30 protein-coding genes are annotated in these 25625 nt (G+C 41.4%); 29 read left to right on the top strand and 1 reads right to left on the bottom strand.

Annotated features, from left to right (window positions below):
• Window positions 1-357: 357 nt before the first annotated feature.
• The 17 genes from moaA (at window position 358) to BO219_RS05330 (ending at window position 15124) form a co-directional block, all read left to right on the top strand.
• Window positions 358-1359: a GTP 3',8-cyclase MoaA gene (gene moaA / locus BO219_RS05410; RefSeq protein ID WP_077428692.1), complete on the top strand. Its 1002-nt coding sequence runs from the start codon at window positions 358-360 to the stop codon at window positions 1357-1359.
• Between the two features lie 4 nt (window positions 1360-1363).
• Window positions 1364-1861: a MogA/MoaB family molybdenum cofactor biosynthesis protein gene (locus BO219_RS05405; RefSeq protein WP_006318146.1), complete on the top strand. Its 498-nt coding sequence runs from the start codon at window positions 1364-1366 to the stop codon at window positions 1859-1861.
• Complete coding sequence (gene mobA, locus BO219_RS05400) at window positions 1858-2427, top strand: molybdenum cofactor guanylyltransferase (protein WP_077428691.1); 570 nt, start codon at window positions 1858-1860, stop codon at window positions 2425-2427. Before BO219_RS05405 ends, mobA begins: the two co-directional genes overlap by 4 nt.
• A gap of 154 nt (window positions 2428-2581) precedes the next feature.
• A complete protein-coding gene (locus BO219_RS05395; RefSeq protein WP_077428690.1) occupies window positions 2582-3835 on the top strand; it encodes a molybdopterin molybdotransferase MoeA in 1254 nt (417 codons plus the stop codon).
• Window positions 3826-4329: a molybdopterin-guanine dinucleotide biosynthesis protein B gene (mobB, locus tag BO219_RS05390; RefSeq protein WP_077428689.1), complete on the top strand. Its 504-nt coding sequence runs from the start codon at window positions 3826-3828 to the stop codon at window positions 4327-4329. Before BO219_RS05395 ends, mobB begins: the two co-directional genes overlap by 10 nt.
• The gene (locus tag BO219_RS05385; RefSeq protein ID WP_077428688.1) at window positions 4310-4765 is read left to right on the top strand and encodes a molybdenum cofactor biosynthesis protein MoaE; all 456 of its coding nucleotides are present in this window, start codon (window positions 4310-4312) and stop codon (window positions 4763-4765) included. The genes mobB and BO219_RS05385 overlap by 20 nt, the downstream gene beginning before the upstream one ends.
• Window positions 4762-4995: a molybdopterin converting factor subunit 1 gene (moaD, locus tag BO219_RS05380; RefSeq protein ID WP_077428687.1), complete on the top strand. Its 234-nt coding sequence runs from the start codon at window positions 4762-4764 to the stop codon at window positions 4993-4995. Before BO219_RS05385 ends, moaD begins: the two co-directional genes overlap by 4 nt.
• 4 nt (window positions 4996-4999) lie before the next feature.
• Complete coding sequence (moaC, locus tag BO219_RS05375) at window positions 5000-5488, top strand: cyclic pyranopterin monophosphate synthase MoaC (protein WP_077428686.1); 489 nt, start codon at window positions 5000-5002, stop codon at window positions 5486-5488.
• The gene (locus BO219_RS05370; protein WP_198936659.1) at window positions 5488-6501 is read left to right on the top strand and encodes a ThiF family adenylyltransferase; all 1014 of its coding nucleotides are present in this window, start codon (window positions 5488-5490) and stop codon (window positions 6499-6501) included. Before moaC ends, BO219_RS05370 begins: the two co-directional genes overlap by 1 nt.
• 15 nt (window positions 6502-6516) lie before the next feature.
• Window positions 6517-7206: a Crp/Fnr family transcriptional regulator gene (locus BO219_RS05365; protein ID WP_077428684.1), complete on the top strand. Its 690-nt coding sequence runs from the start codon at window positions 6517-6519 to the stop codon at window positions 7204-7206.
• Window positions 7207-7314: 108 nt separating this feature from the next.
• The gene (locus BO219_RS05360; protein ID WP_077428683.1) at window positions 7315-7842 is read left to right on the top strand and encodes a hemerythrin domain-containing protein; all 528 of its coding nucleotides are present in this window, start codon (window positions 7315-7317) and stop codon (window positions 7840-7842) included.
• A 143-nt stretch (window positions 7843-7985) separates the two neighbouring features.
• On the top strand, window positions 7986-11669 hold the full coding sequence (locus BO219_RS05355) for a nitrate reductase subunit alpha (protein WP_077428682.1): 3684 nt from the start codon (window positions 7986-7988) through the stop codon (window positions 11667-11669).
• Window positions 11659-13134, top strand: a complete 1476-nt coding sequence (narH, locus tag BO219_RS05350; RefSeq protein ID WP_077428681.1) for a nitrate reductase subunit beta — start codon at window positions 11659-11661, stop codon at window positions 13132-13134. The genes BO219_RS05355 and narH overlap by 11 nt, the downstream gene beginning before the upstream one ends.
• Before the next feature lie 15 nt (window positions 13135-13149).
• A complete protein-coding gene (gene narJ / locus BO219_RS05345) occupies window positions 13150-13701 on the top strand; it encodes a nitrate reductase molybdenum cofactor assembly chaperone (RefSeq protein ID WP_077428680.1) in 552 nt (183 codons plus the stop codon).
• Complete coding sequence (narI, locus tag BO219_RS05340) at window positions 13702-14385, top strand: respiratory nitrate reductase subunit gamma (protein ID WP_077428679.1); 684 nt, start codon at window positions 13702-13704, stop codon at window positions 14383-14385.
• Window positions 14386-14494: 109 nt separating this feature from the next.
• Window positions 14495-14734: a YqkC family protein gene (locus tag BO219_RS05335; protein WP_009373834.1), complete on the top strand. Its 240-nt coding sequence runs from the start codon at window positions 14495-14497 to the stop codon at window positions 14732-14734.
• Between the two features lie 189 nt (window positions 14735-14923).
• Window positions 14924-15124 (top strand): DUF3886 domain-containing protein, encoded by a 201-nt coding sequence (locus BO219_RS05330; protein WP_006318172.1) that lies wholly within the window; start codon window positions 14924-14926, stop codon window positions 15122-15124.
• 19 nt (window positions 15125-15143) lie between these two features.
• Here the strand turns inward: BO219_RS05330 and BO219_RS05325 are convergent, their stop codons facing one another.
• Complete coding sequence (locus tag BO219_RS05325; protein WP_077428678.1) at window positions 15144-16058, bottom strand: aldo/keto reductase; 915 nt, start codon at window positions 16056-16058, stop codon at window positions 15144-15146.
• A gap of 98 nt (window positions 16059-16156) precedes the next feature.
• On the opposite strand from BO219_RS05325, the gene BO219_RS05320 reads away from it, so the two are divergent.
• The 12 genes from BO219_RS05320 (at window position 16157) to sigF (ending at window position 25580) form a co-directional block, all read left to right on the top strand.
• Window positions 16157-16696, top strand: coding sequence for an NUDIX hydrolase (locus tag BO219_RS05320; protein WP_006318175.1), 540 nt, complete (start codon window positions 16157-16159; stop codon window positions 16694-16696).
• Window positions 16697-16779: 83 nt separating this feature from the next.
• Entirely contained in the window at window positions 16780-17424 is a 645-nt protein-coding gene (gene spoIIM / locus BO219_RS05315) for a stage II sporulation protein M (protein WP_004889696.1), read from the top strand.
• A gap of 104 nt (window positions 17425-17528) precedes the next feature.
• Window positions 17529-17981: a ferric iron uptake transcriptional regulator gene (gene fur / locus BO219_RS05310; protein ID WP_004889697.1), complete on the top strand. Its 453-nt coding sequence runs from the start codon at window positions 17529-17531 to the stop codon at window positions 17979-17981.
• Between the two features lie 96 nt (window positions 17982-18077).
• Window positions 18078-18290, top strand: a complete 213-nt coding sequence (locus tag BO219_RS05305; RefSeq protein ID WP_077428677.1) for a YqzK family protein — start codon at window positions 18078-18080, stop codon at window positions 18288-18290.
• Between the two features lie 7 nt (window positions 18291-18297).
• The gene (xerD, locus tag BO219_RS05300) at window positions 18298-19194 is read left to right on the top strand and encodes a site-specific tyrosine recombinase XerD (RefSeq protein WP_004889699.1); all 897 of its coding nucleotides are present in this window, start codon (window positions 18298-18300) and stop codon (window positions 19192-19194) included.
• Between the two features lie 156 nt (window positions 19195-19350).
• Window positions 19351-20532, top strand: coding sequence for a phosphopentomutase (gene deoB / locus BO219_RS05295; protein WP_077428676.1), 1182 nt, complete (start codon window positions 19351-19353; stop codon window positions 20530-20532).
• Window positions 20533-20545: 13 nt separating this feature from the next.
• Entirely contained in the window at window positions 20546-21370 is an 825-nt protein-coding gene (locus BO219_RS05290; RefSeq protein WP_077428675.1) for a purine-nucleoside phosphorylase, read from the top strand.
• An 18-nt stretch (window positions 21371-21388) separates the two neighbouring features.
• Window positions 21389-22690, top strand: a complete 1302-nt coding sequence (locus BO219_RS05285) for a pyrimidine-nucleoside phosphorylase (RefSeq protein ID WP_077428674.1) — start codon at window positions 21389-21391, stop codon at window positions 22688-22690.
• An 89-nt stretch (window positions 22691-22779) separates the two neighbouring features.
• Complete coding sequence (locus tag BO219_RS05280; RefSeq protein ID WP_077428673.1) at window positions 22780-23937, top strand: D-alanyl-D-alanine carboxypeptidase family protein; 1158 nt, start codon at window positions 22780-22782, stop codon at window positions 23935-23937.
• Window positions 23938-24037: 100 nt separating this feature from the next.
• Window positions 24038-24388 (top strand): anti-sigma F factor antagonist, encoded by a 351-nt coding sequence (gene spoIIAA, locus BO219_RS05275; RefSeq protein WP_035018571.1) that lies wholly within the window; start codon window positions 24038-24040, stop codon window positions 24386-24388.
• Window positions 24389-24829, top strand: a complete 441-nt coding sequence (gene spoIIAB / locus BO219_RS05270) for an anti-sigma F factor (RefSeq protein WP_077428672.1) — start codon at window positions 24389-24391, stop codon at window positions 24827-24829. It begins immediately after the preceding gene.
• Window positions 24830-24842: 13 nt separating this feature from the next.
• Window positions 24843-25580: an RNA polymerase sporulation sigma factor SigF gene (sigF, locus tag BO219_RS05265; protein WP_004889712.1), complete on the top strand. Its 738-nt coding sequence runs from the start codon at window positions 24843-24845 to the stop codon at window positions 25578-25580.
• The last annotated feature ends 45 nt before the right edge of the window (window positions 25581-25625 follow it).

Genomic DNA, 25625 nt, shown 5'->3' with positions numbered 1-25625 from the left:
GTACAACGTACCTTTTTCTATACAAGAATGTGAGAAGATCAAATAGAGTTTGTTACAAAAAACATCCATGAGCGAGTTTTGCTCACCATCCACGCATGAAAATAACCGCTCATGGATACGTTATTTTCACAGAAAATTAAGTGCAAACCTACAGTGAAGAAGTAGAGTAACGTAGAAGTCGGACTTTATGGATTGCAACTGAAGTGTCTTTAAGAGGATTAAGGTCCTATGGAAGCATATAAAAATTTACGAATTTTATATGAACATATATGTTTGTGTGACGTACGTCACATTTGTTTACTAGTAAATTTAGTAACATGGACATAGAACCTCGGTAAATGAAATGAGGGATTGAAGATGGTGTATGACGTATATGAACGTCCATTATTAGACTTACGTATGTCGGTAACGGATCGATGTAATTTTCGCTGTACGTATTGTATGCCTAATATAGAGGGACAAACTTATTGTTTCATGAATCGGGAACAACTGATGACATTTGAAGAAATGGAACGTTTTGCTCGATTATTTGTAAAACTTGGCGTAAGAAAAATCCGTTTAACGGGCGGAGAGCCGTTACTAAGAAAAAATATCGATGTGCTTGTGGCGATGTTGACGAACATTGACGGTGTTCACGACGTATCGTTAACGACAAATGGATTTTTTTTAAAAAAGTATGCGCAAAAATTGAAAGATGCAGGGATGAAGCGAGTGAATGTGAGTTTAGATGCACTCGATAATACCATTTTTACAAAAATGAATGGAGTTGGCGTACGTTCTGAGCACATTTTAGAAGGAATTGATGCAGCGCTTGCAGAAGGGCTCCATGTGAAAGTAAATATGGTTGTCAAAAAAGGGCTAAACGATCATGAAATTTTACCGATGGCTTACTTTTTCAAAAAGAAAGGTGTAACGCTTCGTTTTATTGAATTTATGGATGTCGGTTCTTTAAATGGATGGAAATTAGACGACGTTGTGACGAGTAAACAAATTTATAACATCATTTCTGAACATATGCCGCTTGAGCCGATTGCTCCTAGCCATGTTGGTGAGGTAGCCAAACGTTATCGTTACGTAGGAACGAATGTGGAAGTTGGCTTTATTTCTTCTGTATCAGCCGCCTTTTGCTCAGACTGTACACGTAGCCGATTATCTGCTGATGGAAAGTTATATACATGTTTATTCGCGACAAACGGAACAGATTTATTAAGTATGATGCGAGCAGGAGCGAGCGATGAACAGCTCATTTCATGCATTGAATGTGTTTGGCGAAAGCGAGTCGATCGTTATTCAGAAGAGCGCGGAAAACAAACAACGTGGAATGGGAAACGAATTGAAATGTCATATATTGGAGGGTGACGATATGGGCGTTCATGATCATAAAAAGCAAGCGACACTCCCTGTCCGATGTAAAATTGTGACCGTTTCTGATACGCGCACATATGAAACAGATACGAGTGGACAATGGATACGTGATCAATTAGAGCAATCAAACATAGTTGTTGTTGCATATGAAATTGTGAAAGATGATGTATTTGCCATTCGACAAGCCGTTCAAACAGCTGAACAAATAGACGTTATTTTAATCAATGGGGGAACGGGATTTACAAAACGTGATGTGACGATTGAAGCCATTCAGCCGTTACTTGAAAAAGAAATGGTTGGCTTTGGTGAGCTGTTCCGCTTTTTGAGTTATGAGCAAATTGGGAGTGCAGCCATGTTAAGTCGTGCGCTTGCTGGTTCGATGAACGGTACAATCATTTTTTGTATGCCCGGATCGACAAACGCTGTTCGCTTAGCAATGGAAAAGTTAATTTTGCCGGAAATTCGTCATCTCGTCTGGGAGCTTCGTCGCCAATGAAAACGATTGGTATCGTTTTAGCAGGAGGGCAGTCGAAACGTTTTGGAGAACCAAAAGCGCTTGCATTGCGACGTGGAAAACCTTTTCTTTTGTATAGTGTAGAAGCGTTGCATCCGATTGTTGATGAGATCGTTATTGTTGCACAGCGATGCATTCAAAAAAAATTACCGCTTCAAGATGTATTATGGATAGAGGATGAGCCACAGTACAAAGGAAAAGGACCATTAGCGGGAATTTATTCCGCTATCGTACATCATGAAGCGACATGGTATATTGTATTGCCGTGTGATACCCCATTTATTCATAAGAAGATCATAAACAAGCTTAAGGAGCAAGCAGATGACTCATTTGACGTCATTGTGCCACGTGTGAACGGAAGGTTGCAACCGCTCATTGCCATGTATCACTATCGAGTAAAATCACTTATATACAATTGCCTTCAACGAGAAGAGTATCGCATGCATACACTTCTTTCTGCTTGTCGAGCAAAGCATATAGAAATGACAGAAGAGCTACCGTTTATGAATATTAATACAAAAGAACAATTCCATAAGTGGATTGGCTAGAGGCAATACGCCTCTTTTTTTATCAATATTTATGAAAAAAATGTGAACCTCGTCACAACATATCGCATTTTTGTGACATACATCACACGATTTTATAATTAAAAAGCGATATAGTAAAAGTAGGGATAGATTGTTTAAGAAAGGATGAACATATATGCGCAAGCCCATTCCTGTTGATGAAGCAATCGAACGAGTCATGGCTTGGTGTCGTGAGGGGGAAAAAGAATATATTTCGTTAGAACAATGTGATGGGCGCATTTTAGCGGAACATATCGAGGCAACGATGCCAATTCCTTGGTTCGACCGTTCACCATATGACGGTTATGCTCTCTCAGCTGAAGCGACAACAGAAGCATCATCCGATCACCCTATATTATTAGAAGTCGTTGCCACAGTTGGCGCTGGAACTGTTTGGGATGGTTTATTGACGCCAAAGCAAGCGGTAAAAATTATGACCGGTGCAGCCATTCCAGATGGTGCAAATGCTGTCATCATGGTTGAATTGACGAAGGAAATTGAAAAAGAAGGGAAACGTTTTGTACAAATAAGAAGAAAAGTGGATGAAGGTGAAAATATTTCGCGTGTTGGCGAGGATATGAAACAAGGTGAAATTGTTGTTGAAAAAGGAACGATGATTCATCCGGGTATCGTCGCTGTTTTAGCGACATTTGGATATGATCGCGTACCTGTGATGAAAAAACCGAAAGTCGCCATTATTTCAACTGGAAGTGAACTTCTTCATGTTTATGAGCCGCTTGAAAAAGGGAAAATCCGAAACAGCAACGCTTACATGCTTCAAGCACAAATTCGACGCGCCGGTGGGGAGCCGATTTTGTTCGGAAAAGTAGCAGATACATTTGAACATACGTTACAAGTCATACAAAAGGCATTGCGAGAAGCGGATGTTGTCATCACAACAGGTGGGGTATCTGTTGGGGATTTCGATTATATGCCTCACGTATATGAACACCTTGGTGCTCAATTGTTATTCAATAAAGTAGCGATGCGACCAGGAAGTGTAACGTCCGCGGCAGTATTTGAAAAGAAAATGTTGTTTGGGTTATCGGGAAATCCATCGGCTTGCTATGTTGGTTTTGAGCTATTTGCACGCCCGTTTATAAAGGCGATGTTAGGGCAGTCGAAACGCTATTTAACAAGAGCGCAAGCGGTTTTACAAAAAGACTTTTTGAAACCAAATCCGTTTACCCGTTTTGTTCGTGCAAGCGTATCTCATCAAGATGGGATGTTACACGTGGAACCTGTTGGAAAAGATAAATCAAATATTGTTTCATCTCTTGCGCAGGCGAACGCTCTTCTCGTTTTACCGGGAGGAACGCGTGGATTTCAAGCAGGTAGTCGCGTCGATGTTCTTTTACTTCATGATGAGGGAGATTGTGTTTGGTCATGATCATTTTGCAAGTCGTGGGTTATCAAAATAGCGGAAAAACAACGCTTATTGAAAAAATAATTAAACGGTTATGTATAAATGGGTATCGTGTCGGAACGTTAAAGCACCATGGACATGGCGGAAAAGTGGCGTTACCGGAAGAAAAAGATACGACACGTCATGCGGAAGCTGGTGCTGTTGTATGTGCAGTTGAGGGGGATGGCACGTTTCTTCTTCATGCGAAAGGACATTGGGAACTTGATGAGCTACTATCCGTATATGAACGATTTCCGCTTGATGTGCTGCTTATTGAAGGCTTTAAACACGCACCTTATCCGAAAATTGTTTGTTTGCGCAGTCGAGAAGATGAGCATTTATTACACTTAAAAAATGTGCTTATTTCAATCAGTTGGCAACGTACGGACGGATCTTTTTTTATTGAAGATGAACAAGCGTATATGGAGCGCATTATTGCTTATGTAAAGGGGGAACAACATGTTTGCGATCGTTCGTGAGCCCATTCATGTAGGAAGTGTTATTGAGGCGGTCGTTGATCGTAACGCTGGTGCAATTGTGACGTTTTTGGGGACAGTGAGAGAATTGACGAACGGAAAAAAGACTGTATATTTGCAATATGAAGCGTATGAGTCGATGGCGCAAAAAAAGTTACAACAAATTGGTCGCGAAATTGTTGCGCGCTTTCCACACGCAAAAGTAGCGATTGTACATCGCGTTGGACGGCTCGACATTACTGATATTGCAGTCGCCATTGCTGTTTCAACCCCTCATCGCGCAGATGCATATGAAGCGAATCGCTATGCCATTGAACGAATAAAAGAGATCGTTCCAATTTGGAAAAAAGAATATTGGGAAGATGGAGAAATGTGGGTTGGTGATCAGAAAGAAACCGTTCGCTACGATGGGGGCGCGCCGAGGGAGGAAGAGGTATGATTCGTGTATTATTGTTTGCATATATAAAGGAGCGGCTCGGTACAGAGGAAGTGGTGCTTCATGAGCAACAAATGACTGTTCGACAGCTTCGCGAACGGCTACAACATGAATATGATTTACAAACAGCTTCGTCGCTCATGATTGCGATTAACGAAGAATTCGCAACAAATGATGATATCATACATGCCGGTGACGTTGTTGCGCTCATTCCACCGGTAAGTGGAGGGTGATCACATGGGAACGTTTACACATTTCAATGAACAAGGTCGTGCGAAAATGGTTGATATTTCTGAAAAAGGAGAAACGGTTCGAACCGCCTGTGCTCTGTCTCACGTGATCGTATCAAAAGAGGTGTACGAAAAAATTGTGCGCTCGGAAGTGAAAAAAGGAGACGTATTAGCCGTCGCTCAAGTGGCTGGCATTATGGCAGCGAAACGCACAGCCGATTTGATTCCGATGTGTCATCCTCTTTCGTTAACGGGAGTAGACATTTCGTTTACGTGGCAAACGAAAGAAACAAATTATGAGTTGAAAATTGAAGCGTTTGTCAAAACAAAAGGAAGTACAGGAGTAGAAATGGAGGCGCTAACAGCTGCTTCAGTTTGTGCTTTAACCGTTTATGATATGTGTAAAGCAATGGATAAAGGGATTGTCATTGGTCCAACGTATTTAGTAGAGAAAACGGGTGGAAAAAGTGGAAATTTCAAAAGACAAGAGGGATAATCATGGAGCGATATTCACGGCAAATATTATTTTCACCGATTGGCGAAAAAGGACAACGAACTCTTCAATATAAACATGCTCTCATCGTAGGTGCAGGAGCGCTCGGTTCAGCGAATGCAGATATGTTGACGCGAGCAGGCGTCGGTCGACTGACAATCGTGGATCGCGATTATGTTGATTGGACGAATTTACAGCGTCAAACGTTATATAGTGAAGAGGATGCTGAAAAAGGGTGGCCAAAAGCTGTTGCTGCCAAACGCCGTCTTACTGCTGTGAATCGTGACGTTCATGTTGAAGCGCTTGTCATGGATGTGCAAGATGAATCGTTCACTTCGCTTTTTGAGCAACAAATTGACATCATGATTGATGGAACAGATAATTTCGAAACGCGTTTTCTACTAAATGATTTATCACAAAAATATCGAATTCCATGGATATACGGTGCTTGTGTAGGAAGTTATGGTCTTTCTTTTACGATCATTCCCGAAGAAACGCCATGTTTTCGCTGTTTCGTCAATCATTTGCCTTCTTATCATTTGACTTGCGATAACGTTGGTATTATTTCTTCTGTTGTACAAATGGTTGCTGCGTATCAAACAACGGAAGCGTTAAAAATATTAGTGGGAGATGTTGCAAAGATCCGACGTTCGCTCGTTATGTTTGATGTTTGGCAAAACGAACATCGGTTTTTACGAGTTGATAAACTAAAAAACGAACATTGTCCGTCTTGCGGGAGAGATCGCACATATCCAGCTTTGCACAGGGAAAAAGCGAAGATGTCCGTCTTATGTGGACGAGATACAGTACAAATTCGTCATGGTCATCCATTTCGTATAACTGAAATGATGGAACACATGAAAACAAGCGGTCAACAAGTACACGGGAACGAATATTTGTTGATGACCCAACTCGAAGGACATCGTGTCGTTTTATTTGCTGACGGTCGCATGCTTGTGCACGGTACAAAAGATGTTACATTTGCTCGTTCGTTATATCAGAAATATTTTTCATGAAAAGGAGGCATACGTATGTCTCAGTTTATTAGCAAAAAAAATTTTGAACAATTAAAAAAGTTAGCGTATAAAACGCTGAAAGTGAAAAAAGGAATGTTTTTATTTCAGGAAGGGCAAATGGGCCAAAACTTTTTTGTCGTCTTATCTGGCAAATTTCAAATTAGTAAATTTTCTGGTGATGGAAAAGAGTTATGTTTGCGGTTATGTGGGCCGAGTGCTGTCATCGGTGAGTTGATGATTTTTTCAGATAATGGGAGATATTTATTTAACGGTCGTGCGCTCGAGGATAGTGAAGTACTTGTAATTAAAAATGAAGATATTGAAAAAGAGTTGCTTGCCAACTCAGAGTTTGCTGTTGAGTTTTTGAAAATGATGACCGATCATTTCCGCAAACAACATACGAAATTTCGTGATCTCGTCTTATACGGCAAAAAGGGAGCTTTATATTCTACACTCATTCGTATGGCTAATAGTTATGGTATTCAGACGAAAGATGGCATTTTATTAGATGTTCCTGTTACACATCAAGATTTAGCGAATTTTAGTTCTACATCGCGTGAAAGTGTAAATCGTGAATTAAATACATTAAAAAGTAAAGGTATCATTTCTTTCAAGGGAAGAAAAATTATCATTCATAGCTTAGACTATTTAAAAAAGCAAATTAATTGTGAAGGTTGTCCATCGTCATATTGCAACATTGAATAGTCAATAAACGTTCATTTTTTAGACAAAAGGTGTGACGTGCATCACACGAAAAATCGTTTTCCTTCTATACAATAAATGTGTAAGCACATGAAGAAAAGAGGGATGACGATGGATTTTTCACCTTGCAGTCTCATTGGGCATGAACCCGTTTCATTATGTCCGCCATTGCAACGATTAAAAGACGAACACGGTCCATTAAATGAAGAAAAATATGCTCTTTTTGTTGCAGCGAAAGGCATTTACGATGGTAAAGAGGAAGATGTTGTTCAAGCACTTATTCGTTTACGTGAAAAAGTACAGCAATTTTTGCAACATTTAGATCCTCACTCTCGTCGCGAAGAAGATGTATTATTTCCGATGATGGAACGCTATATCGGCAAACAGTTCGGTCCCATTGCAGTTATGGAATACGAACATCAAGAAGCGAAACAAAATATTGCAACATTTTTACAAAAGACAGAAACGATTCGTTCAGAAGAAGCGAAACAATTAGCTTCATATGTAATGAACGCGTATATGATTTTAACTGATCACTTTGCGAAAGAAGAGCAAGTGCTTTTCCCGATGGCTGAAAAGTTACTATCAGCCGAAGAAAAAGAACAATTAGCAAAAAGAATAGATGAGATTAAAGGCTAATCCGTTAAGGGTTAGTCTTTTTTTATATAATATTTCGACATATTTGTGACAATTAAAAAACATGTGAGGTACCTCACATTTATTTATCACGTCCCGTTTTATAGTGAAGATAGAAGGATTTCATACAAAGAGGAGTGAGCGATATGAAAAAAAAATCACCGCTGTTCAAGCGGTTGAACTACGTGAAGCCGATTGAACGGCAAGCGGATGGGCATAGTGAAGTCACATATCAAGATCGCGATTGGGAACAAATATATCGCAGAAGATGGCAACATGACAAAGTTGTCCGTTCAACACATGGTGTCAACTGTACGGGTTCATGTAGTTGGAATATTTACGTGAAAGACGGCATCGTCACATGGGAAGGTCAAAAACTTGACTACCCAACAACAGGACCGGATATGCCTGATTTTGAACCGCGAGGCTGTCCGCGTGGGGCAAGCTTTTCATGGTATATTTATAGTCCGCTTCGTGTCAAATACCCATACGTTCGTGGCGTGTTGTTAAATATGTGGCGCGAAGCGTTGCAACAACATGCAAATCCGCTTGATGCTTGGAAAAGCATTGTTGAAAATCCAGAAAAGGCAAAGCGTTATAAACAAGCACGTGGCAAAGGTGGATTTGTTCGTGCAGAGTGGGACGAAGTATTAAAGCTTGTTGCCACTTCCTTACTTTACACAGTAATCAAGTATGGACCGGATCGGAATGTCGGCTTCTCACCAATTCCAGCGATGTCAATGGTAAGTCATGCGGCTGGGGCACGCTTTATGTCGCTTATGGGTGGACCGATTTTAAGCTTTTATGATTGGTATGCCGATTTACCTCCGGCTTCGCCGCAAATTTGGGGAGATCAAACGGACGTTCCGGAAAGTAGTGACTGGTACAATGCCGGTTACATTATGACGTGGGGATCAAATGTTCCGATGACGCGTACACCAGACGCGCACTTTTTGGCAGAAGTGCGATATAAAGGAACGAAAGTCGTTTCCATTAGCCCAGATTTTGCTGAATCGACAAAGCTAGCAGATGAATGGCTAAGCGTGAAACAAGGAACAGACGGTGCTTTAGCGATGGCGATGGGGCACGTCATTTTAAAAGAGTTTTATGTCGACCGTCAAGTTCCATACTTTACGAATTATGCGAAACAATACACCGATTTTCCGTTTTTAATTACGCTCAAAGAGAGAGAAAACGGACAATTTGTTGCTGATCGTTTTTTACACGCATCTGATATTGGTCGAAATACGACAAACGGGGAATGGAAGCCAGCGCTTTGGAATGAACGAACAAACGATTTTGCGATTCCAAATGGAACGATTGGTTCGCGTTGGGAAAATAAAGGGAAATGGAATTTGAACATGGTGGATGAAGAAACGGAAGAAGCAATTGAACCACGTTTGACGATGTTAGGGATAGAAGACGAAATTGCAACGGTTCAAATTCCATACTTTTCAAATGATGGAAATCGTATTTTAAAACGTGCTGTGCCTGTGAAGCGAATACAAACAAAACATGAGGAGTTGTATGTTACAACCGTATATGATTTAGTTCTTGCTAACTATGGAGTGGATCGTGGCATTGGTGGGGAAGTGGCGAAAACGTACGATGATCTCGTACCGTTTACACCAGCATGGCAAGAAAACATCACAGGTGTAAAGCGGGATCTTGTCATTCAAATTGCGCGTGAGTTTGCGCAAAATGCGATCGATACAAAAGGTCGTTCCATGATTATTGTCGGTGCAGGAATTAATCATTGGTTTAACTCTGATACAATTTATCGAGCTGTTTTAAACCTTGTTTTATTCGTTGGAGCGCAAGGGGTGAACGGTGGAGGATGGGCGCATTATGTTGGTCAAGAAAAATTGCGTCCGGTAGAAGGATGGCAAACGATTGCCATGGCGCGTGACTGGCAGGCGCCACCGAAATTACAAAACGGAACATCATTTTACTATTTTGTGACAGACCAATGGCGTTATGAAGATACACCAGTTGGACAGCTCGTATCACCGCTTGCCAAAGAAGCACGTTATCAACATTATGCTGATTACAATGTTCTTGCGGTACGTTTAGGTTGGTTGCCTTCCTATCCAACTTTCGAAAAAAACGGAATCGATCTTTACAACGAAGCGGTCGCATCAGGGGCAAAAACAGTCGAAGACATTGGAGCATATATAGCGAAGCAGTTAAAAGAGAAAACGCTACGCTTTGCGATTGAAGATCCAGATAACGAGAAAAACTTTCCTCGCAATTTAATCGTGTGGCGTGCGAACTTAATTTCAAGTTCAGGAAAAGGACATGAATACTTTTTAAAACATTTGCTTGGTACATCGCACGGATTAATGAACGATGACAAAGATAGCCTTCGTCCGCAAGAAATAACGTGGCGTGAGGAAGCACCAGAAGGAAAATTAGATTTGCTCATTAACCTCGATTTTCGGATGGCTGGAACAGCTTTATATTCTGATGTGGTATTACCTGCAGCAACATGGTATGAGAAACATGATTTAAGTAGCACAGATATGCATCCATTTATTCATCCATTTAATCCTGCGATTGCGGTACCTTGGGAAGCGCGATCGGATTGGGAAATTTTCAAATCACTTGCGAAAGCCGTGTCACAAGTAGCGGAAGAAGTAGGAATGGCGCCGGTGAAAGAAGTTGTAGCGACACCGATTCTTCACGATACGCCACAAGAGTTAGCGCAACCGTTTGGAAAAATTAAAGATTGGAGTAAAGGGGAATGTGAACCGATTCCAGGAAAAACGATGCCGCAAATTCATGTTGTTGAGCGTGACTATACAAAAATATTTGAAAAAATGACAGCGCTCGGTCCAAACGTTGTCAAAGCACCTTTTGGCGTAAAAGGCATGACGTGGTCGGTAGAAGAAGAATATGAAAAATTAAAACATGTGTTAGGAACGGTTCGAGGCGCCACTGTTGCGAACGGCTGTCCAGATATAAGCGATGCGAAAAAAGTAGCTGAAGCCATTTTAACGCTTTCATCAACAACAAATGGGCATGTGGCGGTAAAAGCATGGGAATCTCTTGAGAAGAAAACGAACTTACAACTAAAAGATTTAGCAGAAGAACGGGAAGAAGAATGTTTCACATTTGAACAAATTACAGCGCAACCAAAAACAGTTATTACATCGCCGGCATTTAGCGGGTCCGAAAAAGGAGGACGTCGTTACTCGCCATTTACGACAAATGTTGAGCGACTCATTCCTTGGCGGACGTTAACAGGGCGTCAATCGTTTTATGTTGATCATGAGTTAATGCAAGAGTTTGGTGAAACGATGGCAACGTTTAAGCCAATTTTGCAACATAAACCGTTCCAAAAAAATCGTCCGGATGTAGAAGGAAAAGAGATTACGCTCAATTATTTAACGCCGCACAATAAATGGTCTGTCCATAGTATGTATTTCGATTCACAACCGATGTTAACACTATTCCGAGGCGGTCCAACGATTTGGTTAAGTAAAGAAGATGCAGAAGAAGCAGGAATCAAAGACAATGACTGGATCGAATGTTTTAACCGAAATGGTGTTGTTGTTGCGCGTGCAGTCGTTTCGCACCGTCTTCCAAGAGGAATTGCATTTATGCATCATGCACAAGATCGCCACATTAACGTGCCAGGGTCGAAGTTAACGAACAACCGGGGCGGTACGCACAACAGCCCGACGCGTATTCACGTCAAACCGACACATATGATCGGTGGTTATGCGCAATTAAGCTATGGATTTAACTATTACGGACCGACAGGAAATCAACGCGACTTGAACGTCATTATTCGCAAGTTGAAGGAGGTTGATTGGCTTGAAGATTAAAGCGCAAATTGGCATGGTAATGAATTTAGACAAATGTATTGGCTGCCATACGTGCAGCGTCACATGCAAAAACACCTGGACGAATCGTCCAGGTGCCGAATATATGTATTTTAACAACGTAGAAACAAAACCTGGCATCGGTTATCCGAAAAAATGGGAAGATCAAGAGAAATACAAAGGCGGTTGGGAGTTGAAAAACGGGGAGCTTCAACTAAAGTCCGGCTCGAAAGTAAACCGATTACTCAACTTATTTTACAATCCGAACTTGCCAACGATTGATGATTATTATGAACCGTGGAATTACGATTATGAAACGCTAACAAATAGCCCTGAAAAGAAACATCAGCCAGTCGCTCGACCAAAATCCGCATTAACCGGCGAGTTTATGGAGTTAAAATGGGGTCCAAACTGGGAAGATGATTTAGCTGGAGCGCACATTACAGCGCTCGAAGATCCAAACGTAGTAAAAATGGAACAATCGATTCAAGCAGAATTTGAACAAGTGTTTATGATGTATTTGCCGCGTATTTGTGAGCATTGTGTGAATCCCCCTTGCGTATCAAGCTGTCCATCTGGGGCGATGTATAAACGCGAAGAGGATGGTGTCGTTCTCGTTGACCAAAACGCTTGCCGTGCTTGGCGATATTGTGTATCAAGCTGCCCGTACAAAAAAGTATATTTTAACTGGCAAACAAGTAAAGCAGAAAAATGTACATTATGTTTCCCACGATTAGAAGCTGGATTGCCAACAATTTGTTCTGAAACGTGCGTAGGACGGGTGCGTTACCTTGGCGTTATGTTATATGACGCAGATCGAGTAAAGGAAGCGGCGAGCGTCACGAATGAAAAAGATTTATATGAAGCACAGCTATCGATTTTCTTAAATCCGCATGATCCAGAAGTAATTGCGAAAGCGAAAGAAGAAGGCATTCCGCAAGCGTGGATTGAGGCGGCACAACAATCACCAATTTATAAAATGATCGTTGATTGGAAAATCGCATTACCGTTACATCCGGAATATCGAACATTGCCAATGGTATGGTATATTCCGCCATTAAGCCCAATTACAAATATGATTGAAGGAAAAGGAAGCAGAGCAAGTGAATACGACATTTTCCCAGCGATTGATGAGATGCGCATTCCGATCGAATATTTAGCTCATTTATTAATGGCTGGTGATCAAGCACATATTCGTATAGTGCTGAAAAAAATGGCAGCGATGCGTTTATATATGCGTGCGCTACAAACAAATAAACAACCGAATGAACAAATGGTTCAGTCGTTAGGATTAACCGGAGAAGATATTGAAGAAATGTACCGTTTATTAGCGATTGCTAAATACAACGACCGTTTCGTCATTCCAGCATCGCATCGCGAACAAGTCGCTGAACTATATGCAGAACAAGGCACGTGTGGATTATCGTTTATGGGGGGGCCAGGTTCATGCGGCACTATTTCATCATAAAGGGGGAGAATTTGAATGGATTATGCTCATGTACAAACGGTGTTTGAAATCGTTTCGTATTTGTTATCGTACCCAGATCGACAATGGCGTGACCAACTTGATGATTGTGCAATGTTTAGTCAACAAATTCCGCATCGCCCTATTGTGCAAAACATACAAAAATTTATTGATTATGTAAAACAAACGGATGAAACGTCATGGATTGAAACATATGTGTATACGTTTGATTTTGGCAAAAAAACAAATTTATACGTCACATATATGAGCACGGGCGAACAAAGAGAACGTGGAATCGAATTGTTACAATTGAAGCAACTGTACAAATCCGCGGGTTTTGACATAACAGAGAGGGAATTGCCGGACTACTTGCCACTTATGCTTGAATTTGCGTCTCAAGCTGAACGTGTTCATGTTCAGTCGCTCATGCAAAAATATTTCAATCATATATCTCACATTCGTGAACAGCTCATTGCAGCTGAAAGTTATTACGCCATTTTATTCGATGTGTTACTTATGGCACTTGAAGAAATCGGTGTGCGTAAACTTGCGGAAGGGAGCGTGTCGTAATTGCTCGAACAATTCCTTTGGGGATACTTCCCTTACATCGTTTTGACGATTTTTATTGGCGGACATATTTATCGCTATCAGCACGATCAGTTTGGTTGGACGACAAAATCGAGCGAGTTTCTTGAAAAAAAATCGTTGCGACTCGGAAGTATTTTATTTCATTGGGGAATCGTCTTCGTTTTTATCGGTCATGTGATGGGTATTCTTATTCCAAAATCGGTCTATGATGCAATTGGCATTTCTGAACATACGTATCATACGATGGCGATTGCGTTCGGGCTTCCGGCAGGGATTGTTTCTATTGTTGGTTTAGCGATTCTTATTCAACGTCGTTTAACCGTTAAACGCATTCGCCTAACAAGCAGTAAAGCAGATTGGCTCGTTCTCATTTTGTTAGCGATCGTCATGTTAACGGGTTTTGCTTCTACATCGCTGAACGTCAATGCTAATGAATTTGATTATCGCACAACGATCAGCCCTTGGTTTCGCACCGTTTTAACGTTTCGTGCTGATCCAACGTATATGGAAAGCGTACCGATTTGGTTTAAAATTCATATCGTCTCCGCTTTATGTATTTTCGTTGTTTGGCCATTTACGCGATTAGTTCATATATTTAGTATGCCGTTTCGTTATTTAAGCCGAAGTTACGTTGTTTATCGTCGTCGAATGCCGAAACAACAATGAAAGAAGCGATAATGAAAAGAGGTCTCTTTTGCGAGAGCTCTTTTCTTATTTTCCGACATTGAGTTAAAATAAGGATGTATATGTAAATGACATAGAAAGAGTGATAGTTGTGAACGATCAAGTAAATCGTCTCCGAAAAATCGTAAAAGAAAAAACATGGGTGTCGTTTTTGTACAACAACCATCCGTATAGTTTACTTCATTGGTCCGTTGCAGGATTTTCAAACGACGAACGCGACGTTTGGCTTTTGCAAGATGAAATGACGTTCGAAACACAGTCGTTCGTTCAACTAGATGAAGCGCTTGCATGGATTGAGCAACATATGCCACATATTACAGATATTTTATAGGGGGACGAATCCCCCTTCTTATTGTGGAGAGTTTTGCCGTTTCGTCGGATGAATTGCTTTTTCTAATTCTTCCTTTGCGATCACAGGACGAACGGTATCGGCTGTTGGTTTTCCTTTTTGGCTTTTATTTGTTGCCATGAGAGCTCACTCCTTTATAGTTGTTCACAGTTAGTTTGAAAAAAGAAGGGGATGTTTATGCTAAAAGATCGATTAAATGAGCAATTGATCGAACAGCTAAAACAAAAACAAAAGCAACTACAAGAAAAAGAACAAAAGCGAAAAGAAGAAGAGGAAGCAAAGCGTAAAGAAGAAGCTCGTAAACGTGAAAAAAATAAAACGTTTGCCGAATGGTTAGAAGAAAGTGACTTAGATTGGCGAAAATTCAAATAACCGAGGGCGCCCCCCTCGGTTACCGATGATCGGTGAATATCGTTTGTTTTGTTAGCTGTTTTAATAAAGCCACTTGTTCATCGCTCAATGTGACTGATTGAGCAGCGACGTTTTCGATGAGCTGTGTCAATCGGCTTGCGCCTGGAACAACTGTTGCGACGACTTCGTGCGCTAAACAAAAACGAAGAGCAATCGCCGTTAGGGTTTCATTTGGAGCAACGGCTTTTAGTTTTGGAATAAGTGTGACTAATTCATCGAATAAATAATCGACATAGCCGTTTTGTTTTATTTCTTCGCTTGCTTGGTCAAGTGGACGTTCAGTCAATAATCCTTTCGCTAGCGGCCCGCGTGCAATGACGCTAATGTGATGTTGTTTCAAAAGCGGAAACCATTCTTCAGCACGGCGATCGAGCAAACTATATGGCATCATAACAGAAACGATGCGCGAGCGTTTGACGTATTCGCGAATGACGTTTGGGCGCATGGAGGAAATGCCGTAATAACGAATCACGCCTTCTTGTTGCAATTCCTCAAACGCCTCAATTGTTTCATCAATCGGATCATCAATTGTCCCACCATGTAATTGATATACATCAATATAATCGGTTTGTAATCGTCGCAAGCTATGTTTCACAGCTTCTTTTATGTATGCTTTTGACGGGTCCCACGTCCAACGGCTTCCTTGTTCTGTCCAACGATTTCCTACTTTTGTTGCAATGATGACATCGTGGCGCTTTCCTTTTAACGCTTTTCCAACGATTTCTTCATTCACTCCACGATCATATAAATCGGCTGTATCGAAGTAGTTGACCCCTTTGTCGATCGCTTCATGAATGATGCGAATCGCTTCGCCCTCCGAAGTTCCAAGCGACATGCAACCGAAGCCAATTTCACTTACATATAAGTTCGAATGTCCGAGTTTCCGTTTTTTCATGTGCTCCCTCCTTTTTTAACATTATAACGAATAAGTTTTCCATTTGTCTTCGTAGATGTAGTACAATCGATATGAAACGATGACATGGTGGTGAAATAATGGATCATTTATATGAAAAAACGATGAATCAACAGCGTATTTTTTCCGGAAAAGTGATTGATGTGTATGTTGAAGATGTATTATTGCCAAATGGAGAAACGAGCAAGCGTGAAATTGTCAAGCATCCTGGAGCAGTTGCGGTACTTGCGATAACGGAAGAAAATAAAATCGTGCTCGTTCGTCAATATCGAAAAGCGCTAGAGCGGGTGCTGGTGGAAATTCCAGCAGGGAAGCTCGAGAAAGGGGAGGCACCGCTTGAAACGGCCAAGCGTGAGCTAGAAGAAGAAACAGGATATGTATGTGAAAAAATGGAGCCGCTTCACTCTTTTTACACATCGCCTGGGTTTGCAGATGAGTTAGTACATATATTCCTTGCGAAAGGACTGACGAAAAAAAGCGAAAAGCAAATGCTCGATGACGACGAGTTTGTGGATGTACTCGAAGTCACGTTAGAAGAAGCGTTGAAAATGGTTGAAGACAAACAAATTTACGATGCAAAAACGATTTACGCTCTTTTATATTGGCAATTGCATATGTAAAGCGGTCATCGCGACCGCTTTTTGTCATATCACGCCCCTTTTCCCATACAATGTAGTAACAGAGCGTGTAGGGGGATGGGGCGATGAGAAAACGATCATGGACGACAACATGGGGGCAACACGTACAAGAACATTATACGACATATGTATTCACCGTCGTTCTTTTTGTGATGGGCATTATTTTTGGTGCTATTGTCGTCAATAGCTTAAGCTTTAGCCAAAAAGAAGATTTATATTATTATTTAACGAATTTTTTTGGACAAGTTTCTGCAGGAAACATGGCGAGTGCACATGATGTATGGAAAGAAAGTTTTTTGCAAAATTTGAAATATATCGGCTTGATGTGGATTTTAGCTATGTCGCTTGTGGGGCTACCACTTATTTTAATTTTATTATTTTTAAAAGGCCTCGTTGTTGGATTTACAGTTGGGTTTTTAGTCAGCCAAATGGGTTGGAACGGATTTTTGCTAGCTTTCGTATCTGTCGTTCCGCAAAATATCATTCTCGTTCCGATCTTTATTGTGATGGCGGCTGTATCCATTTCATTTTCTTTAAAAATGATTCGTCACCAATTTGTGAAGCGAACACATGAACCAATTTTTCGTGCGATGCTTCGCTATACGTTTGTTATGTTATCGTTTAGTATCGCTTTAGCGTTAGCCTCTTCTCTTGAGGCATATGTATCCCCGTTGCTCATGAAAGAAGTTGTGCAATGGATAGAAAAATAATTATTATTTAATAATCATTTTATTTATCAATTTGTAATCATTTTATTTTGACACGTTCCTTTCTTTTGTTATAATGAGAATGAGTAACGAGGGAGGGAAAGGAAATGGAAAGTCGGCTTGACCGAATAAAAAAACAACTGCATGCAGCAAGCTATAAATTAACGCCGCAACGTGAAGCGACAGTACGGGTGTTGCTCGAACATGAAGAAGATCATTTAAGCGCGGAAGATGTTTACCTCCTCGTGAAAGAAAAAGCGCCTGAGATTGGGTTAGCTACTGTATATCGCACGTTGGAGTTATTAACAGAGTTGAAAATTGTCGATAAAATTAACTTCGGGGATGGCGTTTCCCGCTACGATCTTCGTAAAGAAGGTGCGGCGCACTTTCACCATCATTTAGTGTGCATTGAATGTGGCGCGGTCGATGAAATTCAAGAAGATTTATTAGAAGATGTCGAGGCGATTGTGGAACGAGATTGGAATTTTAAAATTAAAGATCACCGCTTGACGTTTCACGGCATCTGTCATCGTTGTCAAGATAAGCATGAGGAGCAGTAAAACCTTTTCGGCTATGAAAAGGTTTTTTCACTTATGTATAAAATGCAATGAAACAGGCATATCCTCTTACTATATGACAGTTAACGGAGGTATGCCATGAGAACAATCGTGGATGTATTAAAGGTTTTTCTTTTATTTACGGGATGTACGATTTTATTTTATTATAGTATTGTATGGATGAGTGAAGAATATAACTATTATCGTCGCTACGATGAGCCGATGGGATCAGCAGTGAAAGTATCGACAATGGAGCAGCAAGAAACACATTGGCTCGATCGGCTATTGCTTTTCTATCAAAACGGGGAGTAGGGTGCGCGTGGAAGATCAAGTAAAAGATTTTATTCACTATTTAATTGTTGAGCGCAATTTAGCACATAACACGATCGTATCATATGAGCGTGACTTAAAAAAATACGTTCAATATTTACAAAAAGTCGAACAACTATGTCATTGGAACGATGTAACCCGTTTTCATATTATGCAATTTTTAAAGTTTTTAAAAGAAAAAGGAAGCTCGCCGAAAACGATTGCCCGTCATCTAGCATCTGTTCGATCGTTTCATCAATTTTTATTGCGTGAAAAAGCGGTTGATCAAGATCCGACCGTTCATATCGAGACGCCGCAACTGCCACGAAAATTGCCTAACGTGTTATCGATGGCGGAAGTTGAGGCTTTACTCGAGGCACCGAAACAAAACACACCGTTTAGCATTCGCGATAAGGCGATGTTAGAACTTTTATATGCGACAGGTATTCGTGTAAGCGAGCTCATTCAATTGAACATATCTGACGTTCATTTGACGATGGGATTCATTCGTTGTTACGGAAAAGGTCGAAAAGAGCGCATCGTTCCAATCGGGAAAATGGCGACAGAAGCATTAAAGCGGTATATAGAGCAAGGTCGACCAGAACTGTTACAAAGAAAAAAGGGCACGACAGACGCGTTGTTTTTAAATCATCATGGTGAGCGTTTAACACGACAAGGATGCTGGAAAATTTTAAAGCGACTCGCTCAAGAAGCGAACATTCAAAAACAATTAACTCCTCATACGTTGCGCCATTCGTTTGCGACTCATTTATTAGAAAATGGGGCCGATTTGCGCGCCGTACAAGAAATGCTCGGACATGCGGATATTTCTACAACGCAAATTTATACGCACGTAACGAAAACGCGTTTAAAAGATGTATACAAACAGTTTCATCCACGAGCGTAACTGTGACGATAATTTGTCACAGTTTTTTTATTGCAATTCATTATGAAAACGTTTTATAATTTAGTTGTCAGACTTCTGACAAATAGGAACAATGCGTGATTTTGTTTCATAGTGAGCATGCTATGAAATGAGTGAAGCGATTGAGGAGGTAAAACGGTGAAACCTACATATAAACGTGTATTTTTAATTGTGATGGATTCAGTTGGAATTGGCGAAGCGCCAGATGCTGAAAAATATAACGATAAAGGCGCGGATACGCTTGGGCATATTGCACAACATCGCGGAGGTTTGCATATGCCGAACATGGCGAAGTTAGGCTTAAGCAACATTCGCGAAATCGAAGGGATTCCAAAAGCAGAGAAGCCGCTCGCGTATTTTACGAAAATGCAAGAAGCGTCCGCGGGAAAAGATACGATGACAGGTCATTGGGAGTTAATGGGTCTTCGTATCGATACACCGTTTCAAGTATTTCCTGACGGATTTCCAAACGAGTTAATTGAGGAATTAGAAAAACGAACAGGAAGAAAAGTGATCGGCAATAAACCAGCAAGTGGCACAGCGATTATTGATGAGCTCGGCCCTGAACATATGGAAACAGGTGCGCTTATTGTATATACGTCAGCTGATTCAGTGTTACAAATTGCAGCGCATGAAGAAGTCATTCCATTAGAAGAACTATATCGCATTTGTAAAATTGCGCGTGAATTGACGCTTGATGAAAAATATATGGTCGGTCGCGTCATTGCTCGTCCATTTATCGGGAAGCCAGGAAGCTTCCAACGGACAGCGAATCGTCACGATTATGCGTTAAAACCGTTCGGACGGACAGTGATGAACGAACTGCAAGATGCTGGGTACGATGTCATTGCGATCGGAAAAATTGCTGACATTTACGATAACGAAGGTGTGACACAAACGTTGCGCACAAAATCAAACATGGACGGAATGGACAAATTAGTTGATACGTTACAAATGAACTTTACAGGACTCAGCTTTTTGAATCTTGTTGATTTTGATGCACTATACGGTCACCGTCGCGACCCGAAGGGATATGGTGATGCGTTAGAAGAGTTCGATGCACGTTTGCCGGAAGTGTTTGAACGTTTAAAAGAAGACGATTTATTAATCATTACAGCAGACCATGGAAACGACCCTGTTCATCACGGCACAGATCATACGCGCGAATACGTACCGCTTCTTGTGTATAGCCCAAGCATGAACGGAGGTAAACAACTTCCATTGCGTGAAACGTTTGCAGATGTAGGTGCAACGATTGCAGAAAACTTCGGTGTGAAGATGCCAAAATACGGAACAAGTTTTTTACAAGAGTTGAAATAAGGAGCGTGAACAAATGAATCGAGCAGCTATTGAACAAGCGGCACAATTTTTAAAAGAAAAGTTTCCAACTTCACCGCAAATCGGCTTAATTCTTGGCTCTGGCTTAGGTGTGTTGGCCGATGAGATTGAACAAGCCATTAAAATTCCGTACAGCGACATTCCGAATTTCCCTGTATCGACGGTTGAAGGGCATGCCGGTCAGCTCGTATACGGTCAGTTAGAAGGGGCAACAGTTGTCGTTATGCAAGGGCGCTTCCATTATTACGAAGGATACAGCTTTGATAAAGTCACGTTTCCGGTCCGTGTCATGAAGGCACTCGGCGTCGAACAGCTCGTTGTTACGAACGCGGCAGGTGGTGTAAATGAATCGTTTGAACCGGGCGATTTAATGATTATTTCAGATCATATTAATAACATGGGCGGCAATCCGCTTATCGGTCCGAATGATTCTGCACTTGGGGTGCGCTTCCCAGACATGTCGGAAGCATATAGTAAACGACTTCGTCAACTTGCCAAAGATGTAGCAAACGACATCGGTTTACGTGTGCGCGAAGGTGTGTATGTCGCCAATACGGGTCCAGCGTATGAAACGCCGGCAGAAATTCGTATGATTCGTGTCATGGGTGGCGATGCTGTTGGTATGTCAACGGTGCCTGAAGTGATCGTTGCTCGCCATGCTGGAATGGAAGTGCTCGGTATTTCGTGTATTTCGAATATGGCTGCAGGTATTTTAGATCAGCCACTCACACATGATGAAGTAATCGAAACGACGGAAAAAGTAAAAGCCGACTTTTTACGATTTGTGAAGGCGATCGTACGCAACATGGCGAAAAATTAAACGAGAAGGTGAACGACGATGAGAATGGTCGATTTAATTGAGAAAAAACGTGATGGTCATGCGTTAACGAAAGAAGAAATTCAGTTTATTATTGAAGGTTACACAAAAGGCGATATTCCTGATTATCAAATGAGCGCATTAGCGATGGCGATTTTTTTCCGCGGCATGAATGAAGAAGAGACAGCGGAATTGACGATGGCGATGGTGCATTCGGGCGATACGATTGATCTTTCGAAAATCGAAGGGATTAAAGTTGATAAACATTCAACAGGTGGGGTAGGCGATACGACGACTCTCGTTTTAGGTCCGCTTGTTGCTTCTGTCGGTGTTCCGGTTGCGAAAATGTCGGGGCGCGGCCTTGGACATACGGGTGGAACGATCGATAAACTAGAATCGGTGCCAGGTTTTCACGTTGAAATTACGAACGATGAATTTATCGATCTTGTGAATAAAAATAAAATTGCCGTTGTCGGTCAGTCTGGTAATTTGACGCCAGCGGACAAAAAGTTGTATGCGCTTCGTGATGTGACGGCAACGGTCAATAGCATTCCGTTAATTGCCTCATCGATTATGAGCAAAAAAATTGCCGCAGGGGCAGATGCGATCGTACTTGACGTAAAAACAGGTGCGGGCGCGTTTATGAAAGATTTAAACGATGCAAAAGCATTAGCGAAAGCGATGGTCGATATCGGAAATCGGGTTGGGCGTAAAACGATGGCAATTATTTCTGATATGAGCCAGCCGCTCGGTTATGCGATCGGAAATGCGCTTGAAGTGAAAGAAGCGATTGATACGTTAAAAGGAGAAGGTCCAGAAGATTTACAAGAGCTGTGCTTAGTGCTTGGTAGCCACATGGTATATTTAGCGGAAAAAGCATCTTCGCTTGAAGAAGCTCGTCATATGTTAGAAAAAGCGATGAAAGACGGTTCAGCCCTTCAAACATTTAAAACGTTCTTAGCTGCACAAGGTGGCGATGCATCTGTTGTCGATGACCCAAGCAAATTGCCGCAAGCAAAATATATTATTGAACTAGAAGCGAAAGAAGATGGATACGTATCCGAAATTGTCGCGGATGCGGTCGGAACGGCGGCGATGTGGCTTGGTGCAGGGCGAGCGACGAAAGAATCAACGATCGATTTAGCTGTCGGTCTCGTGCTTCGCAAAAAAGTCGGCGATGCGGTGAAAAAAGGTGAGTCGCTCGTTACAATTTACAGCAACCGTGAACAAGTGGATGATGTAAAACAAAAACTATATGAAAACATTCGCATTTCAGCAACTCCTGTGCAAGCACCAACATTAATTTACGATAAAATTTCGTAACCTGAAGGATTCATTCCTTCAGGTTTTTTTATGTATAAAAAAATAAAAAATGGAAAGGATGGCAAGTATAAAGAAATGGAGGGTTGGAGATGAAGCGATTTTTTTGCATGTTTGCTATCGCGTTTCTTTTTCTTCCAAGCGTCGTTGTGCGCGCGGAACAGCCGAAAATTGAATTAGCACCTGAGGCGCGATCAGCAATTTTAATTGAGAGAGACACAGGGGCTGTTTTGTATGAAAAAAATGCCCATGAGCCGCTTCCACCAGCGAGCATGACGAAAATTATGACAATGCTTCTCATTATGGAAGCGATTGATCAAGGAAAGTTGAAGATAGACGAGCGAGTGCGGGCAAGTGAATACGCTGCATCGATGGGTGGTTCGCAAATTTTTCTTGAACCAGGAGAAGAAATGACGGTTGACGATTTGTTAAAAGGTATTGCGATCGGATCGGGCAATGATGCGTCCGTTGCGTTAGCGGAACGAATTGCAGGATCAGAAGAAGCGTTCGTCCATATGATGAACGAAAAAGCAAGGCAACTTGGTTTAAAACATACGGCATTTGAAAATACGACAGGTTTACCAGCGAAAAATCATTATAGCACTGCGTACGATATGGCGGTGATGGCAAAGGAACTATTGAAATATGATTTAATTACAAAATACACAGGTACGTATGAAGATTATTTACGAGAAAATACGGACAAAAAGTTTTGGCTTGTCAATACAAATCGCCTTGTGAAATTTTATCCGGGTGTTGACGGATTAAAAACAGGTTATACGAGCGAAGCGAAATATTGTTTAACTGCAACAGCGAAAAGAGGGAATATGCGCGTTATTGCTGTTGTGTTTGGAGCGCCAACACCAAAGGCAAGAAACGCACAAATTACGAAAATGTTAGATTATGCGTTTAGTCATTACGAAACGAAACCGCTTTATAAAAAAGGCGAAACGATCACCATGCTTCCTGTCAGTAAAGGAAAGAAAAAGTCGGTCGCCGTTGTGACGTCTGAGCCCATTTCTGTTTTGTTGAAAAAAGGGGAAAAATCTGAAGCAGTAAAAACGACATGGAAGTTGAATAAAAAAGCGAAAGCTCCCGTAAAAAAAGGAGATGTGCTCGGTACGCTCGTTGTGAAAAAAGATGGAGCGGTGATTGCCAAAAGTCCTTTAGTAGCAAAAGAGCAAGTGGAAGAAGCAAATATGTGGGAGTTGTTTAAACGAATGTTTAACTCATTCTCGCGCACATCTTGACGAAACAGGGCGAATGGCGACTAGTTTTGTCGGGAAGAAGGATTGACGCATAAACAAATCGAATTCTTCCTTAACCCAAGAGGATAAGGAGGAAATGATCGTGAGTTTATCGATTCAATTAGAAGTGAAACAACATGTATTGCTCGTACGATTAGCTGGAGAGCTCGATCATCATACAGCAGAACAGTTGCGTGCAGAAATTACGGATGTATTAGAACGAGAACGAATAAAAGCAATCGTTTTAAACTTAAATGAGTTAACGTTTATGGATAGTTCAGGATTAGGTGTTATTTTAGGAAGATATAAACAAATACAACGCATGGGTGGGGAGATGGTTGTTTGTTCCGTTTCTCCTTCCATTAAGCGTTTATTTGATATGTCAGGGCTGTTTAAAATTATTCGTTTAGAAGTGAATGAACAGTACGCATTACAAACGTTGGGGGTGGCGTAAATGAGAAATGAAATGCACCTTCAGTTTTCCGCCCTCAGCCAAAATGAATCGTTTGCTCGTGTGACGGTTGCAGCGTTTGTTGCGCAACTCGATCCGACGCTCGATGAGTTAACCGAAATTAAAACAGTCGTATCCGAAGCTGTAACAAATGCGATTATTCACGGCTACGAAAATGATCCAAGCGGCGTTGTCTACATTTCTGTCATCATTGAAGGACATACGGTTCATTTAACGATTCGCGACCACGGAAAAGGGATTGAAAATGTGGAAGAAGCGCGACAGCCGTTATTTACGGCAAAGCCAGAGCTCGAGCGTTCTGGCATGGGGTTTACGATTATGGAAAATTTCATGGATGAAGTAAACATTTACTCAAAAGTGAATGAAGGAACAACGGTGGAGCTGATTAAGCATTTAACGAAAAGCAAAGCGCTATGTAATTAAGGGAGACGTGCCTATGGATGTCGAGGTACAAGCTGTCAAAGACCATGAGATCAAAGAATTGATTCGGAGGAGCCAGCAAGGTGACCAGCAAGCGCGCGATGAGATTATTGAAAAAAATATGCGGCTTGTTTGGTCGGTTGTGCAGCGGTTTTTAAACCGCGGATACGAGCCTGAAGATTTGTTTCAAATCGGTTGCATCGGTTTAATGAAATCGGTCGATAAATTTGATTTATCTTACGACGTCAAATTTTCAACGTATGCGGTACCGATGATTCTTGGGGAAATTCAACGATTCATTCGCGATGATGGGTCCGTCAAAGTGAGCCGTTCATTAAAAGAAATTGGCAATAAAATTAGAAAGGCAAAAGACGAATTGTCGAAACAAAACGGTCGCGTCCCAACGGTGAATGAAATTGCACAGTTTTTGCAAATTTCACCCGAGGATGTTGTGCTAGCTCAAGAAGCTGTTCGTTCACCGACGTCCATTCATGAAACGGTGTACGAAAACGACGGTGATCCGATTACGTTGCTTGATCAAATTGCGGACGAGCAAGACGTTTGGTTTGACAAAATCGCATTAAAAAAGGCAATGGAAGAGCTAGATGAACGAGAGCGACTCATCGTCTACTTGCGCTATTATAAAGACCAAACCCAATCAGAAGTGGCAGCTAGATTAGGCATCTCTCAAGTACAAGTGTCTCGTTTAGAGAAGAAAATATTGCAACAAATGAAAGCCCGAATGGATGAATAAGTCCGTTCGGGCTTTCATGCATATACATAACGATCATATCTCATA

Origin of the sequence: Anoxybacillus kestanbolensis, from assembly GCF_001996285.1 — a bacterium.
In the GTDB taxonomy this organism is placed as follows: Bacteria; Bacillota; Bacilli; order Bacillales; family Anoxybacillaceae; genus Anoxybacillus; species Anoxybacillus kestanbolensis_A.
The sequence above is the reverse complement of the archived record's forward strand: the minus strand, read 5'-3'. Positions and strand labels throughout refer to the sequence as shown.

What these genes read in the sequence shown, in the direction of transcription:
- moaA (WP_077428692.1), top strand. Translation starts at nt 358, where the DNA reads ATGGTGTATGACGTATATGAACGTCCATTATTAGACTTACGTATGTCG.
- BO219_RS05405 (WP_006318146.1), top strand. Translation starts at nt 1,364, where the DNA reads ATGGGCGTTCATGATCATAAAAAGCAAGCGACACTCCCTGTCCGATGT.
- mobA (WP_077428691.1), top strand. Translation starts at nt 1,858, where the DNA reads ATGAAAACGATTGGTATCGTTTTAGCAGGAGGGCAGTCGAAACGTTTT.
- BO219_RS05395 (WP_077428690.1), top strand. Translation starts at nt 2,582, where the DNA reads ATGCGCAAGCCCATTCCTGTTGATGAAGCAATCGAACGAGTCATGGCT.
- BO219_RS05385 (WP_077428688.1), top strand. Translation starts at nt 4,310, where the DNA reads ATGTTTGCGATCGTTCGTGAGCCCATTCATGTAGGAAGTGTTATTGAG.
- moaD (WP_077428687.1), top strand. Translation starts at nt 4,762, where the DNA reads ATGATTCGTGTATTATTGTTTGCATATATAAAGGAGCGGCTCGGTACA.
- moaC (WP_077428686.1), top strand. Translation starts at nt 5,000, where the DNA reads ATGGGAACGTTTACACATTTCAATGAACAAGGTCGTGCGAAAATGGTT.
- BO219_RS05365 (WP_077428684.1), top strand. Translation starts at nt 6,517, where the DNA reads ATGTCTCAGTTTATTAGCAAAAAAAATTTTGAACAATTAAAAAAGTTA.
- BO219_RS05360 (WP_077428683.1), top strand. Translation starts at nt 7,315, where the DNA reads ATGGATTTTTCACCTTGCAGTCTCATTGGGCATGAACCCGTTTCATTA.
- BO219_RS05355 (WP_077428682.1), top strand. Translation starts at nt 7,986, where the DNA reads ATGAAAAAAAAATCACCGCTGTTCAAGCGGTTGAACTACGTGAAGCCG.
- narJ (WP_077428680.1), top strand. Translation starts at nt 13,150, where the DNA reads ATGGATTATGCTCATGTACAAACGGTGTTTGAAATCGTTTCGTATTTG.
- BO219_RS05330 (WP_006318172.1), top strand. Translation starts at nt 14,924, where the DNA reads ATGTTTATGCTAAAAGATCGATTAAATGAGCAATTGATCGAACAGCTA.
- BO219_RS05325 (WP_077428678.1), bottom strand. Translation starts at nt 16,058, where the DNA reads ATGAAAAAACGGAAACTCGGACATTCGAACTTATATGTAAGTGAAATT.
- BO219_RS05320 (WP_006318175.1), top strand. Translation starts at nt 16,157, where the DNA reads ATGGATCATTTATATGAAAAAACGATGAATCAACAGCGTATTTTTTCC.
- spoIIM (WP_004889696.1), top strand. Translation starts at nt 16,780, where the DNA reads ATGAGAAAACGATCATGGACGACAACATGGGGGCAACACGTACAAGAA.
- fur (WP_004889697.1), top strand. Translation starts at nt 17,529, where the DNA reads ATGGAAAGTCGGCTTGACCGAATAAAAAAACAACTGCATGCAGCAAGC.
- BO219_RS05305 (WP_077428677.1), top strand. Translation starts at nt 18,078, where the DNA reads ATGAGAACAATCGTGGATGTATTAAAGGTTTTTCTTTTATTTACGGGA.
- BO219_RS05290 (WP_077428675.1), top strand. Translation starts at nt 20,546, where the DNA reads ATGAATCGAGCAGCTATTGAACAAGCGGCACAATTTTTAAAAGAAAAG.
- BO219_RS05285 (WP_077428674.1), top strand. Translation starts at nt 21,389, where the DNA reads ATGAGAATGGTCGATTTAATTGAGAAAAAACGTGATGGTCATGCGTTA.
- BO219_RS05280 (WP_077428673.1), top strand. Translation starts at nt 22,780, where the DNA reads ATGAAGCGATTTTTTTGCATGTTTGCTATCGCGTTTCTTTTTCTTCCA.
- spoIIAB (WP_077428672.1), top strand. Translation starts at nt 24,389, where the DNA reads ATGAGAAATGAAATGCACCTTCAGTTTTCCGCCCTCAGCCAAAATGAA.
- sigF (WP_004889712.1), top strand. Translation starts at nt 24,843, where the DNA reads ATGGATGTCGAGGTACAAGCTGTCAAAGACCATGAGATCAAAGAATTG.